This window comes from Xanthomonas sp. AC360 (genome assembly GCF_979258225.1).
Window position 1 is genome coordinate 5,188,352 of record NZ_OZ409846.1, and the last position, 17,627, is coordinate 5,205,978.

The 17,627-nt window shown below is 66.0% G+C and carries 14 protein-coding genes and 1 other RNA gene; 3 read left to right on the forward strand and 12 right to left on the reverse strand.

The annotated features are described in order from the left end of the window. Nucleotides 1–59: 59 nt before the first annotated feature. The 6 genes from ACZZ0O_RS22250 to ACZZ0O_RS22275 form a co-directional block, all read right to left on the reverse strand. Nucleotides 60–893, reverse strand: a complete 834-nt coding sequence (locus ACZZ0O_RS22250) for an ATP-binding cassette domain-containing protein (protein ID WP_463591877.1) — start codon at nucleotides 891–893, stop codon at nucleotides 60–62. Beyond that, on the reverse strand, nucleotides 890–1,684 hold the full coding sequence (gene ssuC, locus ACZZ0O_RS22255) for an aliphatic sulfonate ABC transporter permease SsuC (RefSeq protein ID WP_463591878.1): 795 nt from the start codon (nucleotides 1,682–1,684) through the stop codon (nucleotides 890–892). Before ssuC ends, ACZZ0O_RS22250 begins: the two co-directional genes overlap by 4 nt. A 46-nt stretch (nucleotides 1,685–1,730) precedes the next feature. Next, the gene (locus tag ACZZ0O_RS22260) at nucleotides 1,731–2,693 is read right to left on the reverse strand and encodes an aliphatic sulfonate ABC transporter substrate-binding protein (protein ID WP_463592513.1); all 963 of its coding nucleotides are present in this window, start codon (nucleotides 2,691–2,693) and stop codon (nucleotides 1,731–1,733) included. Between the two features lie 17 nt (nucleotides 2,694–2,710). Further along, nucleotides 2,711–3,751 (reverse strand): L-glyceraldehyde 3-phosphate reductase, encoded by a 1,041-nt coding sequence (mgrA, locus tag ACZZ0O_RS22265; protein WP_463591879.1) that lies wholly within the window; start codon nucleotides 3,749–3,751, stop codon nucleotides 2,711–2,713. A 16-nt stretch (nucleotides 3,752–3,767) separates the two neighbouring features. Then, a complete protein-coding gene (locus tag ACZZ0O_RS22270; RefSeq protein ID WP_463591880.1) occupies nucleotides 3,768–5,096 on the reverse strand; it encodes an LLM class flavin-dependent oxidoreductase in 1,329 nt (442 codons plus the stop codon). Between the two features lie 67 nt (nucleotides 5,097–5,163). Beyond that, nucleotides 5,164–7,416, reverse strand: coding sequence for a TonB-dependent receptor (locus ACZZ0O_RS22275; protein ID WP_463591881.1), 2,253 nt, complete (start codon nucleotides 7,414–7,416; stop codon nucleotides 5,164–5,166). 270 nt (nucleotides 7,417–7,686) lie between these two features. Between ACZZ0O_RS22275 and ACZZ0O_RS22280 the strand changes: the two genes are divergently transcribed. Beyond that, entirely contained in the window at nucleotides 7,687–7,995 is a 309-nt protein-coding gene (locus ACZZ0O_RS22280) for a GIY-YIG nuclease family protein (protein WP_463592514.1), read from the forward strand. Between the two features lie 47 nt (nucleotides 7,996–8,042). Continuing rightward, on the forward strand, nucleotides 8,043–8,750 hold the full coding sequence (locus ACZZ0O_RS22285) for a glutathione S-transferase (RefSeq protein WP_463591882.1): 708 nt from the start codon (nucleotides 8,043–8,045) through the stop codon (nucleotides 8,748–8,750). A 210-nt stretch (nucleotides 8,751–8,960) separates the two neighbouring features. Here ACZZ0O_RS22285 and ACZZ0O_RS22290 read toward each other — a convergent pair whose 3' ends face one another. The 6 genes from ACZZ0O_RS22290 to ACZZ0O_RS22315 form a co-directional block, all read right to left on the reverse strand. Next, nucleotides 8,961–9,776: a DUF3014 domain-containing protein gene (locus ACZZ0O_RS22290; protein WP_463591883.1), complete on the reverse strand. Its 816-nt coding sequence runs from the start codon at nucleotides 9,774–9,776 to the stop codon at nucleotides 8,961–8,963. Between the two features lie 256 nt (nucleotides 9,777–10,032). Next, complete coding sequence (locus ACZZ0O_RS22295; RefSeq protein ID WP_463591884.1) at nucleotides 10,033–11,202, reverse strand: lysozyme inhibitor LprI family protein; 1,170 nt, start codon at nucleotides 11,200–11,202, stop codon at nucleotides 10,033–10,035. Further along, nucleotides 11,199–12,800 carry a SulP family inorganic anion transporter gene (locus ACZZ0O_RS22300; protein ID WP_323516367.1) on the reverse strand — a complete coding sequence of 534 codons (1,602 nt, stop codon included), beginning with the start codon at nucleotides 12,798–12,800 and terminating at the stop codon, nucleotides 11,199–11,201. The genes ACZZ0O_RS22295 and ACZZ0O_RS22300 overlap by 4 nt, the downstream gene beginning before the upstream one ends. A gap of 231 nt (nucleotides 12,801–13,031) precedes the next feature. Continuing rightward, a non-coding RNA gene (locus ACZZ0O_RS22305) (sX9 sRNA) lies at nucleotides 13,032–13,110 on the reverse strand. Nucleotides 13,111–13,263: 153 nt separating this feature from the next. Then, the gene (locus tag ACZZ0O_RS22310; RefSeq protein WP_463592515.1) at nucleotides 13,264–14,148 is read right to left on the reverse strand and encodes an XAC2610-related protein; all 885 of its coding nucleotides are present in this window, start codon (nucleotides 14,146–14,148) and stop codon (nucleotides 13,264–13,266) included. Between the two features lie 23 nt (nucleotides 14,149–14,171). Next, complete coding sequence (locus ACZZ0O_RS22315) at nucleotides 14,172–14,651, reverse strand: DUF3574 domain-containing protein (protein ID WP_055850323.1); 480 nt, start codon at nucleotides 14,649–14,651, stop codon at nucleotides 14,172–14,174. Nucleotides 14,652–14,968: 317 nt separating this feature from the next. Here ACZZ0O_RS22315 and ACZZ0O_RS22320 point away from each other — a divergent pair, with 317 nt between their 5' ends. Continuing rightward, the gene (locus tag ACZZ0O_RS22320; RefSeq protein WP_115554418.1) at nucleotides 14,969–17,404 is read left to right on the forward strand and encodes a TonB-dependent receptor plug domain-containing protein; all 2,436 of its coding nucleotides are present in this window, start codon (nucleotides 14,969–14,971) and stop codon (nucleotides 17,402–17,404) included. The last annotated feature ends 223 nt before the right edge of the window (nucleotides 17,405–17,627 follow it).

Consider the following 17,627-nt stretch of genomic DNA (forward strand, 5'->3'; position numbering starts at 1 on the left):
TCGCGCGCTGCGGGCAGCGCGGTCTAGCATCGGCCACGGGGCCGACCATCAGACGATTGCTACACGATCCGTCGCAACGGCACTGCCGCATGCAAAGCGCTGCCACCGCCCGCGAGGCCCTGCCCCACATCGCCCTGCGCGGGAGTTGCTGCCGCACCTGCCTGCGCAGCGCCCAGCAGACGCGACAGCACCTGCGCCTGGATCGCGGCAAGCGCCGGCAAGCCAGGCGCGCGCGGATGCGCCACCGGCACGGCGACATCCAGCCCGACCTGGCCCTGCTCGATCACCACGATGCGGTCGGCCAGCGCGCTGGCTTCGGCCACATCATGGGTCACCAACACCAGGGTGAAGCCGTACTGCCGCCACAGCTGCACGATCAGTTGCTGCATCTCGATCCGCGTCAACGCATCCAGCGCGCCCAGCGGCTCGTCCAGCAGCAACAGCCGCGGCCGATGCACCAATGCGCGCGCCAGCGCCACGCGTTGCCGCTGCCCACCGGACAACGCCGCCGGCCAGTCGCCGCCGCGCGTGCCCAGCCCCACCGCGTCCAGTGCGGCCTGTGCCTGTGCGCGCCCGGCACGGCCCAGGCCCAGCGCCACGTTGTCGATCACCCGTTTCCAGGGCAGCAACCGCGCATCCTGAAACATCAGCCGCACCGCATCGCGCCGACGCGCCAACGGTGCATCGCCACTATCCACGCGACCGGCATCGGCGCTCTCAAGACCGGCGATCACGCGCAGCAGCGTGCTCTTGCCGCAACCACTACGGCCGACCACCGCCACACAACTGCCAGCTGCAATCTCCAGATCGATGCCGCGCAACACATCGCTGCCGCCATAGCGCTTGCCGATGCCGCGCAGGCTCAGCGGCAACCCATTGCCTGCAACCGTCATCGCGGCACCTGCGCGCGCCGTTGTTGCGCCGGATGCCAGCCCAGCCACCAGGCTTCGAGCCCGCGCGCGGCAAGATCTGCCAGCTTGCCGAGCAGCGCATACAGCACGATCGCCACCACCACGATGTCGGTCTGCAGGAACTCACGCGCATTGGTTGCCAGGTAGCCAATGCCGGAACTGGCGGAGATGGTTTCGGCCACGATCAAGGTGAGCCACATCAGCCCCAATGCAAAGCGCAGCCCCACCAGAATCGACGGCAGCGCGCCGGGCAGCAGTACATCGACAAACAATTGCGGCCCGCGCAAGCCGTAGTTGCGTGCCATCTCGATCAACGCCGGGTCCACGCTGCGGATGCCGTGATAGGTATTGAGATAGATCGGAAAGAAGGTGCCCAGCGCCACCAGAAACACCTTGGCGCCCTCATCGATGCCAAACCACAGGATCACCAGCGGAATCAGCGCCAGATGCGGCACGTTGCGCAGCATCTGCAGGCTGCTGTCGAGCAGGCGCTCGGCCACGCGCGACACACCGGTCAACAGACCCAGCGCCAGGCCAAGGCTGCCGCCGATGGCCAGGCCCACGGCGGCGCGCCAACTGCTGATTGCCAGGTGCTGCCACAGCTCGCCGCTTTGCACGAGCGTGGCCGCCGCACGCAGCACTGCGTCAGGCGCCGGCAGGATGCGCTGCGGCAGCCAGCCAACCGATGCGGCGCCCTGCCATGCCGCCAGCACCGTCAATGGCAACACCCACGGCAGCAGCCGGTTTCCCCACCGCCATGCGCGGGCGCTCATTGCATCGCCTTCGCGTTGCCGGTGTGCTGCGATGCAGCCGGGCGCATCACTTGCCTGCCGCTTGCGCGGCAACCGTGGCCGGCGCGCGCCACACCGCCGGTGCCACCCGCACGCGCTTGGGCAATAACCGCTGCGCGTAGAACAGGTCGGCAGTGGCCTGCTGCGCCTTGATCACCTCGGCGCTGAGCGGTTGCACGCTGGCCGGCGGGCGGTGCGCCAAGGTGCGCTCCACCACCGCAGGCGACAGCCCACTCACCTGCGCCAGCACCTTGATACTGCCGGCGCGGTCGCGTTCCAGCAGGCCGTCGGCCTGATTGAGCGTGCCCATCACCTGCTGCACGAACGGGCCCCATGCTGTGGCATAGCGGCGCGAAGACAAAAAGAATCCGCCGGTCAACCCTAGCCCTTCGCCATTGGCGAGCAGGCGCGCACTGCCATCCAGCGTCAACGCCGAATACCACGGGTCCCAGATCGCCCAGGCATCCACCTGCCCGGCCGCAAACGCGGCACGCGCATTGGCCGGCGACAGATACAGCGGAGTGATATCGCGCAGGCTCAAGCCGGACTTGGCCAATAGACGCAGCAGCAGGTTATGCGCGCTGGACCCTTTTTGAAACGCAACCCGCTTGCCCTTGAGATCGGCCACGCGGCGCAGCGTGCTCTTGGTCGGCACCAGAATGGTTTCGGCCTTCGGCGTCGGCGGCACCCAGCCTACGTACAACAGATCGGCACCGGCCGCCTGCGCGAACAACGGCGGAATATCGCCGGCCCCGCCCAGATCGACGCTACCCACGTTCAAGGCTTCCAGCAATTGCGGCCCCGCTGGAAATTCCACCCAGGTAATGTTGGTGCGCGGGAAGCGCTGCTCCAGCAGACGGTGCTGTTTGGCCAGCACCAGGCTCGACACCGCTTTTTGATAGCCGATACGCAGCTGCGTAGGGTCGGCCGCAGACGCGCACGGCAACCACGCGGCAGTTATCAACAACATCACGGCCCAGGCCACACGCATGCGCATCGACGATCTCCTCATTGCCAATCGGTTGACGGTTTTTCCCACAGGTTGATGCCGCCCTCGACCGCAAAGCGATCGATCTCGGCCAACTCTTCCGCGCTGAAGTTCAGGTTCTGCAATGCCTCGACGTTTTCGATCAATTGCTCCGGCCGGCTGGCACCCAACAATGCCGAACTCACCCGCGTATCGCGCAGCACCCAGGCCAGTGCCAGCTGCGCAAGGCTTTGTCCGCGTTTTTGCGCAATCGCATTCAATCCACGTGCGCGTTGCAGGTTGTCGTCGGACAGATGCTCCGGTCGCAGCGATTGCCCACCAGGGCGGTTGACGCGCGCATCGGCCGGCACGCCATCGAGATACTTGCCGGTGAGCAGACCTTGCGCCAGCGGCGTGAATGCAATCACCCCGGCACCGATGTCTGCGGTGGCATCCAGCAGCTCGTGCTCAAGCCACCGGTTGAACAGGTTGTAGGCCGGTTGATGGATTAGCAACGGCACCTTCCACTCGCGCAGCAATGCCGCAATCTCGCGCGTGCGCGCCGCCGAATACGACGACACGCCCACGTACAGCGCCTTGCCTTGTTGCACGGCGCTGGCCAGTGCACCGGCGGTTTCTTCCAGCGGCGTGTCCGCATCGAAACGATGCGAATAGAAGATGTCCACATAGTCCACACCCAGCCGTTGCAGGCTCTGGTCCAGGCTGGACAGCAGGTATTTGCGCGAACTACCGCCCTGCCCGTAGGGGCCGGGCCACATGTCCCAGCCGGCCTTGGTGGAGAGGATCAATTCATCGCGGTACGGCTTGAAATCCTCGCGCAGCAAGCGGCCGAAGTTGCGCTCCGCGCTGCCATACGGCGGGCCATAGTTGTTGGCCAGATCGAAATGGGTGATGCCCAGATCGAAGGCGGTGCGCAGTAGCTGCCGCTGGGTGTCGATCGGCGTGCTGTCGCCGAAGTTGTGCCACAGCCCCAGCGACAATGCGGGCAAGACAAGGCCGCTGCGGCCGACACGGCGGTAGGCGATGCGGTCGTAACGATCGGGATGTGCGAGATAGGTCATGGGTGTGTCCGGTAGATCAGCGGGCGCTGAAGCGATTGACGGGGCGTGTCAGCCCCAGATGATCGCGCAAGGTGCGCCCTGCATATTCACGCCGGAACAGCCCACGTCGTTGCAGCTCCGGTACTACGTGCGTGGCCACATCGGCCAGGCCACCGGGCAGGTGCGGCACCAACACGTTGAAGCCATCGGCTGCGCCTTGTTCGAACCACGCCTGCAACTCGTCGGCAATCTGCGCGGGCGTGCCGATCAGGCTGTAATGCCCGCGCCCACCGGCGATACGCCGACCGAGCTGGGCAATGCTCAACTGCTCCTGCCCGGCCAGTTCGGTGAACAACTGCTGGCGGCTGCGCTGGCCGGTTTCGGTGAGCGGCAATTCCGGCAACGGTCCGTCCGGCGGATAGCCGGACAGATCGAAGTTGCCCAGCATGCGCGACAGCAGCGCGATGCCGACCTCAGGCTCCACCAGCTCCTGGAACTGCTCGAATTTTTCCTGCGCTTCGGCCTGGCTTTGTCCCACCACGATGAACACGCCCGGCAGCACCTTCAATGCATCGCGCGTGCGGCCAAACTGTTCCAGCCGCCCTTTGATATCCGCATAGAACGCCTGTGCCTTGGCCAGCGACGATTGCGCGGTGAACACCACCTCGGCGGTTTCTGCCGCCAGCGCGCGCCCGGGCTCGGACGAACCGGCCTGCACCAGCACCGGATGCCCTTGCGGCGCGCGCGCGATATTGAGCGGCCCGCGCACCTGAAAGTGCGTGCCGCGATGATCGAGCACATGCGCACGCGCGGGGTCGTGATGCAGGCCCGCCGCCTTGTCGGCGATAAAGGCGTCATCGTCCCAGCTGTCCCACAGGCCAGCGACTACCTGCTGAAATTCGCGCGCCCGCGCATAGCGCTCGGCGTGCACGTAATGCGCATCGCGATTGAAGTTGAGCGCCTCATCGGCGGCGTCGGAGGTGACCAGATTCCACCCGGCCCGTCCGCCGGACAGATGGTCCAGCGAGGCGAACTTGCGCGCCACATGATACGGCTCGTTGTAGCTGGTGGTCATGGTGGCGATCAGGCCGATGCGCTCGCTCACCGTGGCCAGTGCGCTGAGCAGCGTGAGCGGCTCGAACAGGCTGGAACGCGCCATCCGCGGTGCGATCGGCCCGCCGGCTGCGGCCAGGCTGTCGGCCACGAACACCGCGTCGAACTTGGCGGCCTCGGCGATGCGCACCATCTCGCGGTACTGCGCGAAATCCAGTGTGTCTGCACTCGCCTGCGGGTGCCGCCAGGCCGCGATGTGGTGGCCGGTCGCCATCAGGAAGGCACCCAGCGACAGCTGCCGTGGCGCGCTCATCGCCGACCACCCAGCAGGACGCACTGCGCGCGCTTGATCTCACTGTGTAAACCCATCGATTGCATCCTCAAAAATCCTTGTGCACTTGCACGCCGACGTAGCGCCGGTCGTCGCGCGGTACCAGGCGGTAGACATTACCGGTGGCATTGGCCAACAGCGGCGCATACGCGCGATCGCCCAGGTTGCGGCCCAGCACCGCCACCCGCCAGCCATGCGCGTCGTCGGCCAGCGCGATGCTGGCGTTCCAGATCGCATACGGGCCCTGCAGGGTTTGCGCGGTCTGGCTGAGGTCGTACTGCACGCTGTCCTGCCAGCTCACATCGCCGTTGAACTCCACGGCCAGGCTGCCACGCAGCGGCACGCGGTAGCCGGCACGCAGATTGCCCTTCCAGTCCGGCGAAAACGGCAGCGGTTTGCCGTCGACATTGCAGTTGGCCGCCGCTGCCGCCGGGCACGCGAAGCGCTGGATGCGCGCCTGCGTATACGCCAGCGATGCGGCAAGGCTGAGCCGCTCGGTAGGCCGGTAGTCCAGATCCAGCTCCAGGCCTTGCGTGCGCACTTGCCCGGCATTGATCAACCGCGTGACTACCTGCCCGGCCACGGTGTCGAAGAAGTTGGCCTGATAATCGGCATAGTCGGTGTGGAACAACGCCACATTCGCACTGAGCCGGTCGTCCAGCGCGCGCGTCTTCAACCCCAACTCCCAGGCGTTTGACGTCTCCGGCTTCAGCGCCGGCGTGTCGCGCGGCTGCATGTTGAAGAACACGTTGTAGGCCGGGCCCTTGTAGCCACGCGAATAGGTGAGGTAACCGGTGGTCTGCGCATCGATGTCGTATTGCAGGCCGGCGCGCCCGGAAACGCCATTTTCGGAGGTGCTGCCGGTGCTGGCCGTGGAGGGTTGAATCCCGGTGACCGCTGTTGCCGCGCTGGACACGCGCTGATGCTGATACTCGAGCGCGTCGCGGGTGACGCGCGCGCCCAACAAGGCGCGCAGGTCCGGGCGCCAATGCCAGGTGGCCTCGCCGAACAGCGCATAGGTCTGCGCGCGGGTGTCGTAATCGGCCACACCCACATTGCTGGCGGTGGGCGTGGTCACGCTGCGGCGATAGGTTTCGTCGCTGCGGGCGTGCAGGTAGTACAGCCCGGCCACCGCTTCCACTGCGCGGTCGCGCGGGGTCTGCACGCGCAGTTCCTGCGAATACTGCGTGTAGCCCAGCTCGCCGCGATCGTGCGATGCCGGAAACGCTGCACTACGCTGGGCAGTGCGGTCGCCGTCCTGGAACTGCGTGTTATCCCATTGCCGCCATGCGCTGATCGAGGTCAGCACCACCTCACCGATATGCCGGTCCAGTTGCAGCGACACGCCCTTGTTGATGTCGTCCAGAAAGGTTGGGTAATCGCTGTTGATCTGCCGGTTGTCGGCACTGCCACGCACCGGCGCAAGCGCAGCGGCAAAGTCGGCGCGTGTGCTGGCAACGACAACACCGCTGGGCGCATCGCTATGCGATTTCAGGTAATCGGCGAGCAAGGTCGCGCTGAAGTCCGGGCTTGGCGTGAGGTCCAGCCGCACGCGTGCGCCGGCGCGCCGGTAGCCATTGACGGTCTGCCCGTCGGCCACATTGCGCACGTTGCCGCCGTACTCGGCCCACACCGCCGACACGCTGGCCTTGAGCACCTCCGGCACCAGCGCACCGCCGATGCTGGCACGCACGCGGTCTTCGTCGCCGCCGCCGAAGTGGGAATAATCCACATAGCCGCCAAACACCTCCGGCGCCGGCTTGCTGACGATGTTGAGCACGCCGGCCGAGGCGTTCTTGCCGAACAAGGTGCCCTGCGGCCCACGCAGCACTTCGATGCGTTCGACATCGAGCAGGTCCAATGTGGCCTGTCCCGGGCGGCCCAGCACTACGCCATCGATCACCGTGGCCACGCTGGGCTCCACGCCCGGCGAGGTGGAAATGGTGCCCACACCACGCAGGAACAACGAGGTGTCCTTGTTGGATGCGCCGCTGCGAAAGGTCAGGCTGGGTACCAGCGCCGGCAGGTCGGCCACGCTGTTGCGGTTCTCGCGCTCCAGGGTCTGGCCCTGCACCACCGATACCGCCACCGGCACCTGCTGCAAGGTCGTTTCGCGGCGGGTGGCGGTCACCGTCACCGCGCCCAGCGTCTGTGCCGCGCTCTCCGGCGCTGCTGCTTCGCTCGACGCGTTGGCCAGCGCCGGTGCGCATGCCACTGCAAGACTCCACGCCAGCAACTGCGGTGTTCCCAACAACCTCGAAGCAGGAGCGATCCCCACAGGGATCCGGTGTTGCACAGGCATGGAGGTCCTTCGTGTGGACTGGAGCGATCGATGTGGAAGGTGGTGTCGCGGCGATTCGGGTGGGTTGCACGCTGTGCAACCGCGCGTTGGCCACGAAGCCGCCTCGACCGCCAATGGCGATACGGCATGCTGTTTGCCAGCGCCATGAGCGTCAAATAACCAATGTTTAGGTGGTTATTCACTCACGCGCCATCGCGCCTGCACGGGCCGGCGATGCGACCTTGCGGCAGCGCGCTGCACAAGCGCGGCATCCACGGCGATAATGCGCAGATGGATGCGCCCAAACCCTGGTATCTCTACTTGCTGCAATGTCGCAACGGCAGCTATTACGCCGGGATCACCAACGATCTGGAGCGGCGCTTCCAGGCGCATGTGCGTGGCACCGGGGCGCGCTACACGCGGGCCAATCCACCGCTGCACATCCTCGCCAGCCACCCCTACCCCGACCGCGCCAGTGCCTCGCGTGCAGAATGCGCAATCAAGCGGCAACCGCGTGCGCACAAGCTGGCCTGGCTGCTGGCGCAGCCGCCATGCAACGCTGAGTCACATCCCGCTGACACCCCGATCACACTCGCCTAGCCGCCCGCTCCCTACGCTGCAGCGCCAATCCGATACCGGAGCAGCGCATGCACTATCAGCTCTATTACTGGACCGGCCTGCAAGGCCGCGGCGAGTTCGTCCGCCTGGCATTGGAAGATGCCGGCGCCAGCTACACCGACGTCGCACGCATCGACGGCGACGAGGTCATGACCGACTTCCTGGAAGGCAAGCACGCTGGTGCATACCCATTTGCACCGCCGTTTCTGCGTGCGGGCGAGGTGGTGGTTTCGCAGGTGGCAGCCATCCTGCATGCCATTGGCCCGCAATTGCAGCTGGTGCCCGAGTCAGAGGCGCAGCGCCTGCAGGCATTGCAATTGCAGATGACGATCGCCGACCTGGTGGCCGAAGTGCACGACACCCATCATCCCATCGGCGTCGGGCTGTACTACGAAGATCAACAAGCCGAAGCGGCCAAACGCGCCAAGGATCTGCGCGACAACCGGCTACCCAAGTTCCTCGGCTACTTCGAGCAAGTGCTGCAACAGGCAGGCGGCACGCATGTGCTTGGCAGCCATTCGTACGTGGATCTATCGATTTTTCAGCTGGTCAGCGGCCTGGAGTACATGTTCCCCAAGCGCATGGCGACGTTGTCGAAGGAGTTGCCGGGGCTGAAGGCCCTGCAGCAGCACGTGGCCGAGCGCCCCCGCATTGCCGCGTATCTCGCATCCGAGCGCCGCGTGGCGTTCAACACCAACGGCATCTTCCGCCACTATCCGGAACTGGACGCGGCATAGGCGATGCCACCGGCATCACGCAGCGCGCGTGTGCCGGTCAGCTTCAATTTCGGTCAATGCGCGGCTGACGCGCGCAAGCCGCTGTTGCTGTGCGTTCGGTGCTATCGCGACTTGCCCGCGTCATTGGGCACCGGTACGAGTTCCCAGAGATCGCACATCAAAGGCCGCACAAATGCTGCCTCTAGATTCGACGCAGCCGAACCGCCAACCTCAACGTCCCTGCAACAACGCTGTGCGAATGGCCTGCAACTGCACCTTTACTGCGGCAGCCTGAGTCGGCCCCAGCCGTAGCAGTGCCTTCTGCCCGACCGACGCAGATTCCAGCGCGGGATCCGCGAAGAGATAGCGTCCACGCGCATCGCGCACGACGGCAATTGGCTGACTCGGCTCCGGCGTGCGCAGCAGATGATCGATCACATCGATCACGCGGTCGTTGAAGTAACGGTCCGGCGCGCCCAGGTTGGCATAGGCCTGCTGAAACAATGGATAGAAGCGCACATAACTCCGCACCAGCGCCTGCGCATCCACGCTGGTAAACGCAGCGACATAGGGCGCATAGCGTGCTGCGTTGGTTTGGTCGATCACGCTGCGATCGGCTGCGCTGGCGACCTGCAGTTCGCCCGCCACCGGCTGCAGCACCGAGGCGCGACGGCTGATACTGGGCTGGGTGAGGTTGTCGACCATCACCACCACGCGTTCGATCAGATGCCCGCGCAGCACGATCGACAGCGCGTCGTCCTGCTGCACCAGGTCCAACAGCGCTTGCCATGCGGCAGCGTCGCTCTGCGCCAATGCCGGAATCGCCGCATCTGCGGCATCGGGCGATGGCGTCTGCACCGGGTGGCGCGGCGCGGCGGGTGCAGGCGGCGACGGCGCGACGGCGGCAGCCACCGCGCTGGCGGTCTGGCTGATCGGCGCGGGCATCGCACCGGATGGATCGGACGGCCCGCGGAACAGCCACCAGGCGGCGCCGGCAATGAGCGGCACCGCCAGCAGCCACGGCCAGCGCGAGGACTTGGTTTGCATCATGGAACTCCTGACATCGACAACACCAGGGTGTGACCATGAGATGGTGCGGTGGTTCCATCGATGTAGGGCCGCCGCGCATTCATCGACCGTGCGGGCGCATGCCGAGGCGAGACAGCGTCACGCACGCGAGGCAGCAAGCGCCTGATCGGCGCGCGGGCATCAGGCAGCCACGCGCCCGCAGCCGATCCGGCTCAAACGAAACACGACGCAACACTGACGCAAAAAACGAAGCGCCACGTACGGCACACCGCGCTCAATTGGCGAAGTCCAAGCGCGCATTCACCCAGGCCGCCACGATCGCGGCGGCAGCCTGATCGGCCTGTTTTGCAGGCAGCTTTTTTTCGCGCACCAGCCACGCAGCGGTATCCGCGCGCACCTTGGGCAACAGTGCGCGCACCGCCTTGCGATCTGCGGCCGGCCACTCGCTGTCATCGCCGTCCCAGGCAGCAATGGCCTGGTCCGGATCATCGCCATAGCGCTTGCGCAAGGCCGGTTGCAGGTACAACAGCGGCGACACCGATGCGCGCAGCGCAATCACACCCCACTCGGCGTAGCTGGCATAGCGGATGGTGCCGGCGTCCTTGCTCAAGGCTTCGATCAAGGAATCGAACCCGTCGTCCAGCTGCTTCCAGCTCGCCAGCGCAAACAACCCACCCGGCGGCTCGCACACCGGGGCAAACGAGTCGCGCGTGGAGCCATACAGCGGCCCGAATGCCTCGTACGCAGGCTCACCCACCGCCGCGAAAATGAAACAGTGCACATAGGGCCGATTTCCGCTGCCGTCTTGCTCGATCCACATGCGCAGCAGCGTGAGCACGCGTTCGGGCTGTGGCGTTGCCGGCGTGCCGGCAGCGTCATCCAGCAACGACGCCGCAAAATCATCGATCTTGCGCAGGGCCTTGCGCGCACTTTCAAAGCGCGCGTTCGCCAACGCGGCGTCCACACCGGCGGCGGGGACGAACTGATGCAGATACGCCAGCCATGCCGAAGCCAACGGCGCGTCGTAGGCCTGCAACTGCCGCGCGGCCTCGGCAGGCTTGCCGGGGATGCTGGCGATGATGCGGTCCAGCGCCTGTTGCTGCGCGGTGAGCGCCTTGGCCAACACATCGGCCCTGGCGCTGAGGCTGCGCTGCAGGCAGCCGTCCGGCTTGGCGTCCTGCGCGCAGGCGTTGCGCTGCCGCAGCCAGGCGCGCTGTTGCTCGCGCACACCGGCCACCGCAGCGCGCGGCGTCGTTTGCATCAGCGCCTGGTAGCTTTCATCCAGTTGATCGTCCAGCAGACCGAGTGCGGGCACCGCGCAGATACGTTTTTCTACCGGCGTACTGGCCTGTTTGCAGTCGAACGAGGCCGCCCATGCACTGCTGGCGCTCAGCACCAGCGCGCTGCCAAGCAGCAGTCGACCGACACGCGCGTGATGCTTCATTGCACTGCCTCCTTGCGTGCCGGCAGCAGCGACAGCAACAGCAACGTCACCGACAGCGCGACGTAGGCGCCGACGAATTGCCAGCTGATCGCCCGGGCCAGGCCCTGCAGCGACCAGGGCAGATAAATGCCGCCACGTGGGTCCACCGAATGGATCAGTCCGAACAGCGTCAAGCCCGCAGCGACCAGCAGAAACACCGCAGCGCGGCGTAGCCGGCCATCGATCATCGCCGCCACCGTGGCGATCCACAGCATCGCAGTGATGATGAACCCATTGCCCAGCGCGAAGATCACCGCCAGCTCCGGCAGGCCATGGCCGTCCACCTTCGTGGTCAATGCCACCAGTTGCTCCGGTGCGATCCAGCCCGGCGCCTTGATGGTCAGCAGGTACGCCACCGACGGCAGAAACCCCAGCACCATCGCGCCGGCGTGGTGCCTGGGCGTGGCCTGAAACGCCTGTGTGGTGATGTCGATGGACACGTACACGATGATCGGTGCCAGTACCGCCAGCGGCAGCCATTGCACCAGCCCGCTGATCACCCCGAGCATGCCGCCGATGCCGACAAACAGGCCGGTGAGCAAGGTATAGCCGCTGCGTGCGCCCATGTTTTTATACGCAGGCTGGCCGATATACGGCGTGGTCTGCGCCACGCCGCCGCACACGCCGGCCACCAATGTGGCCAGCGCTTCCACCAGCAGGATGTCGCGGGTGCGGTAGTCGTCGCCGGCCGCGCGCGCGCTTTCGCTGACATTGATGCCGCCCACCACCATCAACAGGCCGAACGGCAGCAGCAACGGCAGGTAGGTCACCGTCGCCGGCAGTCCTTCGATAAAGCCCAGATTCGGTAGCGGCAGCACGATCTGCGGCGCGGTCCACGCAGGCACCGCAAAGCCCGGCGCCCCCAGGCCCGCCAGTCCCAGCCCGTAATACAGCGCTGTGCCGATCACGAACGCCACCAGCACGCCCGGCAGTTTGGTCGGCAGGCGGCCCTTGGCCAGCAGCACGTACAGCAGCAGTCCCAGGGTGACGAAGCCGGCCACCGGCGAACGCAACGTCTCCAGCAACGGCAACAGGCCCATCAGCACCAGCGCGATGCCAGCGATCGACCCGAGCAAGGCTGCGCGCGGCAGTGCACGCGTCACCGCCTCGCCAACGAACGACAGCACCAGCTTGAGCAGGCCCATCACCACCAGCGCGGCCATGCCCAATTTCCAGGTGGCGATTGCCGCCGCCTGCGGATCCAGCCCTTGCGCCTTGAAGCCGGCAAACGCCGGGCCCAGCACCAGCAAGGCCATGCCGATGCTGGTGGGCGCATCCAGGCCCAGCGGCATCGCGGTGACGTCGTCGCGCCCGGTGCGTGCGGCCAGCCGCCGTGCCATCAAGGTGTAGAGCAGGTTGCCCACCAACACGCCGAATGCAGTGCCGGGAAACATGCGCCCGAACACCACCTCGGCCGGGAACTGAAATATTCCGATCAGCGCCGCCGAGATGAAGCCAAGAATGGAGAGGTTGTCGACGACCAGGCCGAAGAAGCCGTTGAGGTCGCCGGCGACGAACCAGCGCGGCGAGGCCGCAGGACGCGAAGAGGGAGCGGACATGGAGGTCTGCAAGACGTGGGGACAGGCGATGGTAGCCGCTGCCTGGCACCGGTGACAGCGGACCGGTGGAACGGGGTGTTGGCGCGCATGGGATGGGGAACACGGCCATCGGCAAGCGCTTACGCATGCCGATGCAGCACGGCGACATGCGACAAGGCAGCGCGCGCGCGAGCGCAGTTCGACGCGCGCAGGCAATGCGATCCGACCTCACCAACAACGGCCATTAGCGGCGGCTGACAAAACGTAGCGAGCAGTCGCCAGGCGGATATGGACGGCGCACTCGGAGCCGCAGTGCACGAGTGCCGGGCACTCGCCGCGCCCGGCAGGTGGCTGCGCAACAGTACTGTTTGGCCGCTCTTAGCAGCGCTCAGGCGACCGCGCACAGCATGCCGGCGGCGACACAGAACGGATGCCACAAACCGATTCAAGATGCCGGTAGCGCCCACATGACAACCGGCGCCGGTTATTGCCCGCTGCCAGCGGAAGCGGCATCCACCGCCACCCAGCCCACTACCTCGTCCGCCGTGGGGCTGCGGTAACGCAGCTTGATGCGCATGCCATCCGCGCTGACATCCAGCGCATCGGCGCGATCGCCCTGCACCAGATACCGCCGCGTGCTGGCCGCGGTTGGCGTGGCATACAACAGCAGCCGTGCCACCTGCACCCGCAGTTGCACGGGCATCGGCGACTCCAGCGTTTCGCCGATGGCGGTGGCGACCACACCGCCACGCGCGTCGAAGGTGGACCACACCGACAGCGGATAGGCGTCGTCGCCATCGCGCCCCAGCAGCGACTGGATGTCTGGCGATTCGATCGGTTGCTGCGAGCGATACACATACAGCCGGCCATCGCTGGCATAGCGATACTGGTCGCTGTACCACATCGGCCCGCTGCGGCAGGCGCTGGTCAGACTGCGGTCCTTGGCGTCGGGGGTCAGATTCCACAACCCGTCGCACTGCACCGCCGGGCGCGTGGGCGCCGCCAGTGGCCGGAAGCGCCGTTGCACCGGGTCGAAGAGGAACACCAACGTCGCCTCGTTGACCTGGCCCAGCATCGCGGTGACCGCAAGATCGCGGTGCCCATCGAAGTTGTAGTCGTCGCTTCGGACGCTACCGCCGCCCTCGCCGTCATCCAGATTGGCGTCCAGCCACTGCTCGCTGCCGCCCGGCGACAGCACCACGTGCAGGCGCGCGCCCACCAGGCTGGCGGTTGCGTGCGTCGTCGCATCGATCGCCACCTGCACAGGGCCATCGTCTGCCGCCGCGGTAAACCCCAGCAGGCCGAGCGCTGCGCCCAATGCCACGCGCATGGCCGCGCCACCGGGACGCAGCCCGTCGCGCCCTTGCATCTCGCGCATTCGCACCGAGCGGGTCAGAACGACACATCCACCGCCTGCCGCGACCACAACACCGACTGATGCCCGGTGGCCTGCTTCCAGGCCAGCCGAATCGCTTCGATGTCGTTGCGCCGCTGCGGGGTGTCTTCATGCAGGATCACCAGCACCTTGGTGCCGAGCCGGTTCGGCTCCTTGGCGCCGCGGAACAGCCACTGGCCGTAGGCATCGAACACCGTCAGCCCATCCGGGAAGCGTGGGGTCACTTCCTTGTCCAGAAACGCGCGCCACTGCGTCTCGTCGATGGTGCGGGTCTGCGGGCGATCGGCGGGGCCGGTTTCTTCGCCCACGCCAAAGTAGAGCTCGCTGCGAATCCAGCCACGCGCGTCGCCGGGACGTTGCGCATCGCCCTGCATGCTGGCGGTGGTAGTCGCCGCAGCGGGCGTCTTGCCCGGCATGGTGGCGCAACCAGACAACGCCAGCACGGCGGCGATCAACACGGACGGCAGCAACTTCATCGAGTTCTCCAACGGTTTCAGGGGGACTAAAAACAGCGATACACACGTGGCACGCCGCAGTCGGCGCGCACAGTGGCGGGCGTCATGCGGCAAGTGTACGAGCGGCACTGCTGCGGGCGTTACGCCAGTGGCGCTGGCGCTCATGCGGCCGCGCTATCAGCACATGCAGGGGCGCGCACCGCGCCATCTCGCGCAGGCCTGAACAACGCGATAATATCTCTCCATCCGGATGAATGTGGAACAGTCCGACCCCTTGCGCACCAGCCCGGCCGGACGCCGGCCCTGCGGCGCGTTTGCAGTTGCAGGAGAGAGAGAGCATGACCCGCCCCACCCTTTCGATGATCGGCCTGGCTGTGGCCGCTGCACTGAGCGCCAACGCGCAGGCTCAGCAGGCCGATGCCGGCGCCACCACCCTGGACACGGTAATCGTCACCGGCACCCGCGCCAGCGACCGGACCGTGCTGGAATCGACGGTTCCGGTGGACGTGCTCACTGCCGAAGATATTCGCAAGGCCGGCGTGGTCAACGGCGAGCTGGGCAGCGCGCTGCAGGCGCTGCTGCCGTCGTTCAATTTCCCGCGTCAGTCCAATTCCGGCGGTGCCGACCACATCCGCGCCGCACAATTGCGCGGGCTCTCGCCCGATCAGGTGCTGGTGCTGGTCAACGGCAAGCGCCGCCACACCTCGGCACTGGTCAATACCGACAGCAAGATCGGCAAGGGCACCACGCCGGTGGATTTCAACTCCATCCCGATCAACGCGATCAAGCGCATCGAAGTGCTGCGCGACGGTGCCGGCGCGCAATACGGCTCCGATGCCATTGCCGGTGTCATCAACGTGATCCTGGACGACAACCCTGAGCGCGGCGAACTGGAAGCCAGCTTCGGCGCCTACAACACCGATGTGGCGCCGATCGATCGCCGCGTCACCGACGGCCAGACCAGTTACGCCAGCGCCAAGGTCGGCTCGCTGCTGGGCGATGACGGCGGCTTCTTCAAGGTCGGCCTGGAATTGAAAAATCGCGAAGCCACCAACCGCGCGGGCTTCGATCAGATCCCGCCGTTCGAAGAGCAGACCCCGGCCAACCTGGCCCTGGCCGGCCGGCGCAATTACGTGCTCGGCGACGGCGCCACCAAGGGCCTGAACGCCTGGCTCAACACCAAGATTCCCTTCAGCGCCAGCGGCGAGTTCTACGCCTTCGGCACGTACAACCAGCGCGACACCGAAGGTGCCAATTACTTCCGTTACCCCGACAGCAGCGCCAACTGGCGCGAGATCTACCCCAACGGCTACCGGCCGATTTCCGAAGGCGAAAATCGCGATCTGCAACTTGTTGCCGGCGCGCGTGGGCAGTGGGGCAACTGGGATTACGACGCCAGCGTGAACTACGGCCGCAACGACTTCACCTACCGCTTGCGCAACTCGCTCAATGCCTCGCTCGGCCCGGGCAGCACCACTGCGTTCAAGACCGGTGATTTTGCGTTTTCGCAGACCGTGGGAAATTTTGATCTGACCCGCGTGTTCGACATTGCCGGCGCCACCCATACCTTCGGCACCGGCGCCGAATTCCGCCGCGAGCAATACCGCACCCATGCCGGCGACCCGGCCAGCTACGCCGCCGGCCCGTTCACCGATCGCCCCACCGGCTCGCAGGCCGGCGGCGGGCTCACTCCGCAGGACGAAGCCGATCTGTCGCGCAATGTCGCCAGCGCCTATGCCAACGTCTCCAGCCAGTTCGGTGAAAAATTCTCCACCGACCTGGCCGGTCGCTATGAGCATTACCAGGATTTCGGCAGCCAGTGGACCGGCAAATTGGCCGCGCGCTATGCGTTCGCGCCGGCATTCGCGCTGCGTGGCGCCATCTCCAACAACGTGCGCGCGCCATCGCTCAGCCAGATCGGTTACGAAGCCACCTCCACCGGTTACGACGCCGCCGGCCGGCTGACCCAGGGCCGCTTGCTGTCGGTCAACAACCCGATCGCCCGCGCGCTCGGCGCCACCGATCTCAAGCCGGAAAAGTCGGTCAACTACAGCCTGGGCTTCACCAGCAAGCTGGGCGATCACTTCGACCTTTCGCTGGATTTTTTCCAGATCGATATCGACGACCGCATTGCCTTGTCCGAAGACATTACCGGCGACGCCTTGACCAGCTTCGTGCAGCAGAACTTCGGCGTGACCGGCGTGCAGAGCGCCAGCTATTTCCTCAACGCCGCCGACACCCGCACCCGCGGCGCCGAGCTGGTCGCCAACTGGCGCCAGTACGCCTTCGGCGGCGATCTGTTGCTGACCGGCACCTACAGCTATGCCAAGACCGAGCTGGAAAACATCATCGCAACGCCCGCGCAATTGCTGGCCTTGAACCCGGACTACGTGCTGTTTGGCGTCGAAGAAAGCAACACGCTTACTGATGCGGCACCACGCACGCGTGCCGCGCTGGCGGCCAACTGGAGCAACCAACACTGGAACCTGCAGACGCGCGTGAACCGCTATGGCAGCGCTACACGCGTGTTCGACTTCGGCGGCGGTTTCGTCCCACGCCAGACCTATGGCGCCGAATGGCAGCTGGATCTGGAAGCCGAATATCACCTGGGCACACAGTGGACGCTGGCCATCGGCGGGCAGAACATCCTGGACAACTATTCGGACCGCTCCATCGACGATATCGCCTACTTCGGCAACCTGCCCTACGACGTGCTCTCGCCGATCGGCAGCAATGGCGCGTACTGGTATGGGCGGGTGCGGTATACCTTCTGAGCAACCTGATCAACAGCGCAGGCTGCAAACCCACTTTCGCCTAGGGGCTTGCTCTAGCCCCTCTCCTGCGGGAGAGGGGTTGGGGCGAGGATACGGAGCGAAGCCTCCGCGTCGTTCCAACAGCAAGAGGCTTCGCCCGTAGCCTCATCCGGCGCCACGCGCCATCTTCTACCGGGGGGAGAAGGGAAGAACACCGCGGCTATCGCTTTAGCCCCTCTCCCTT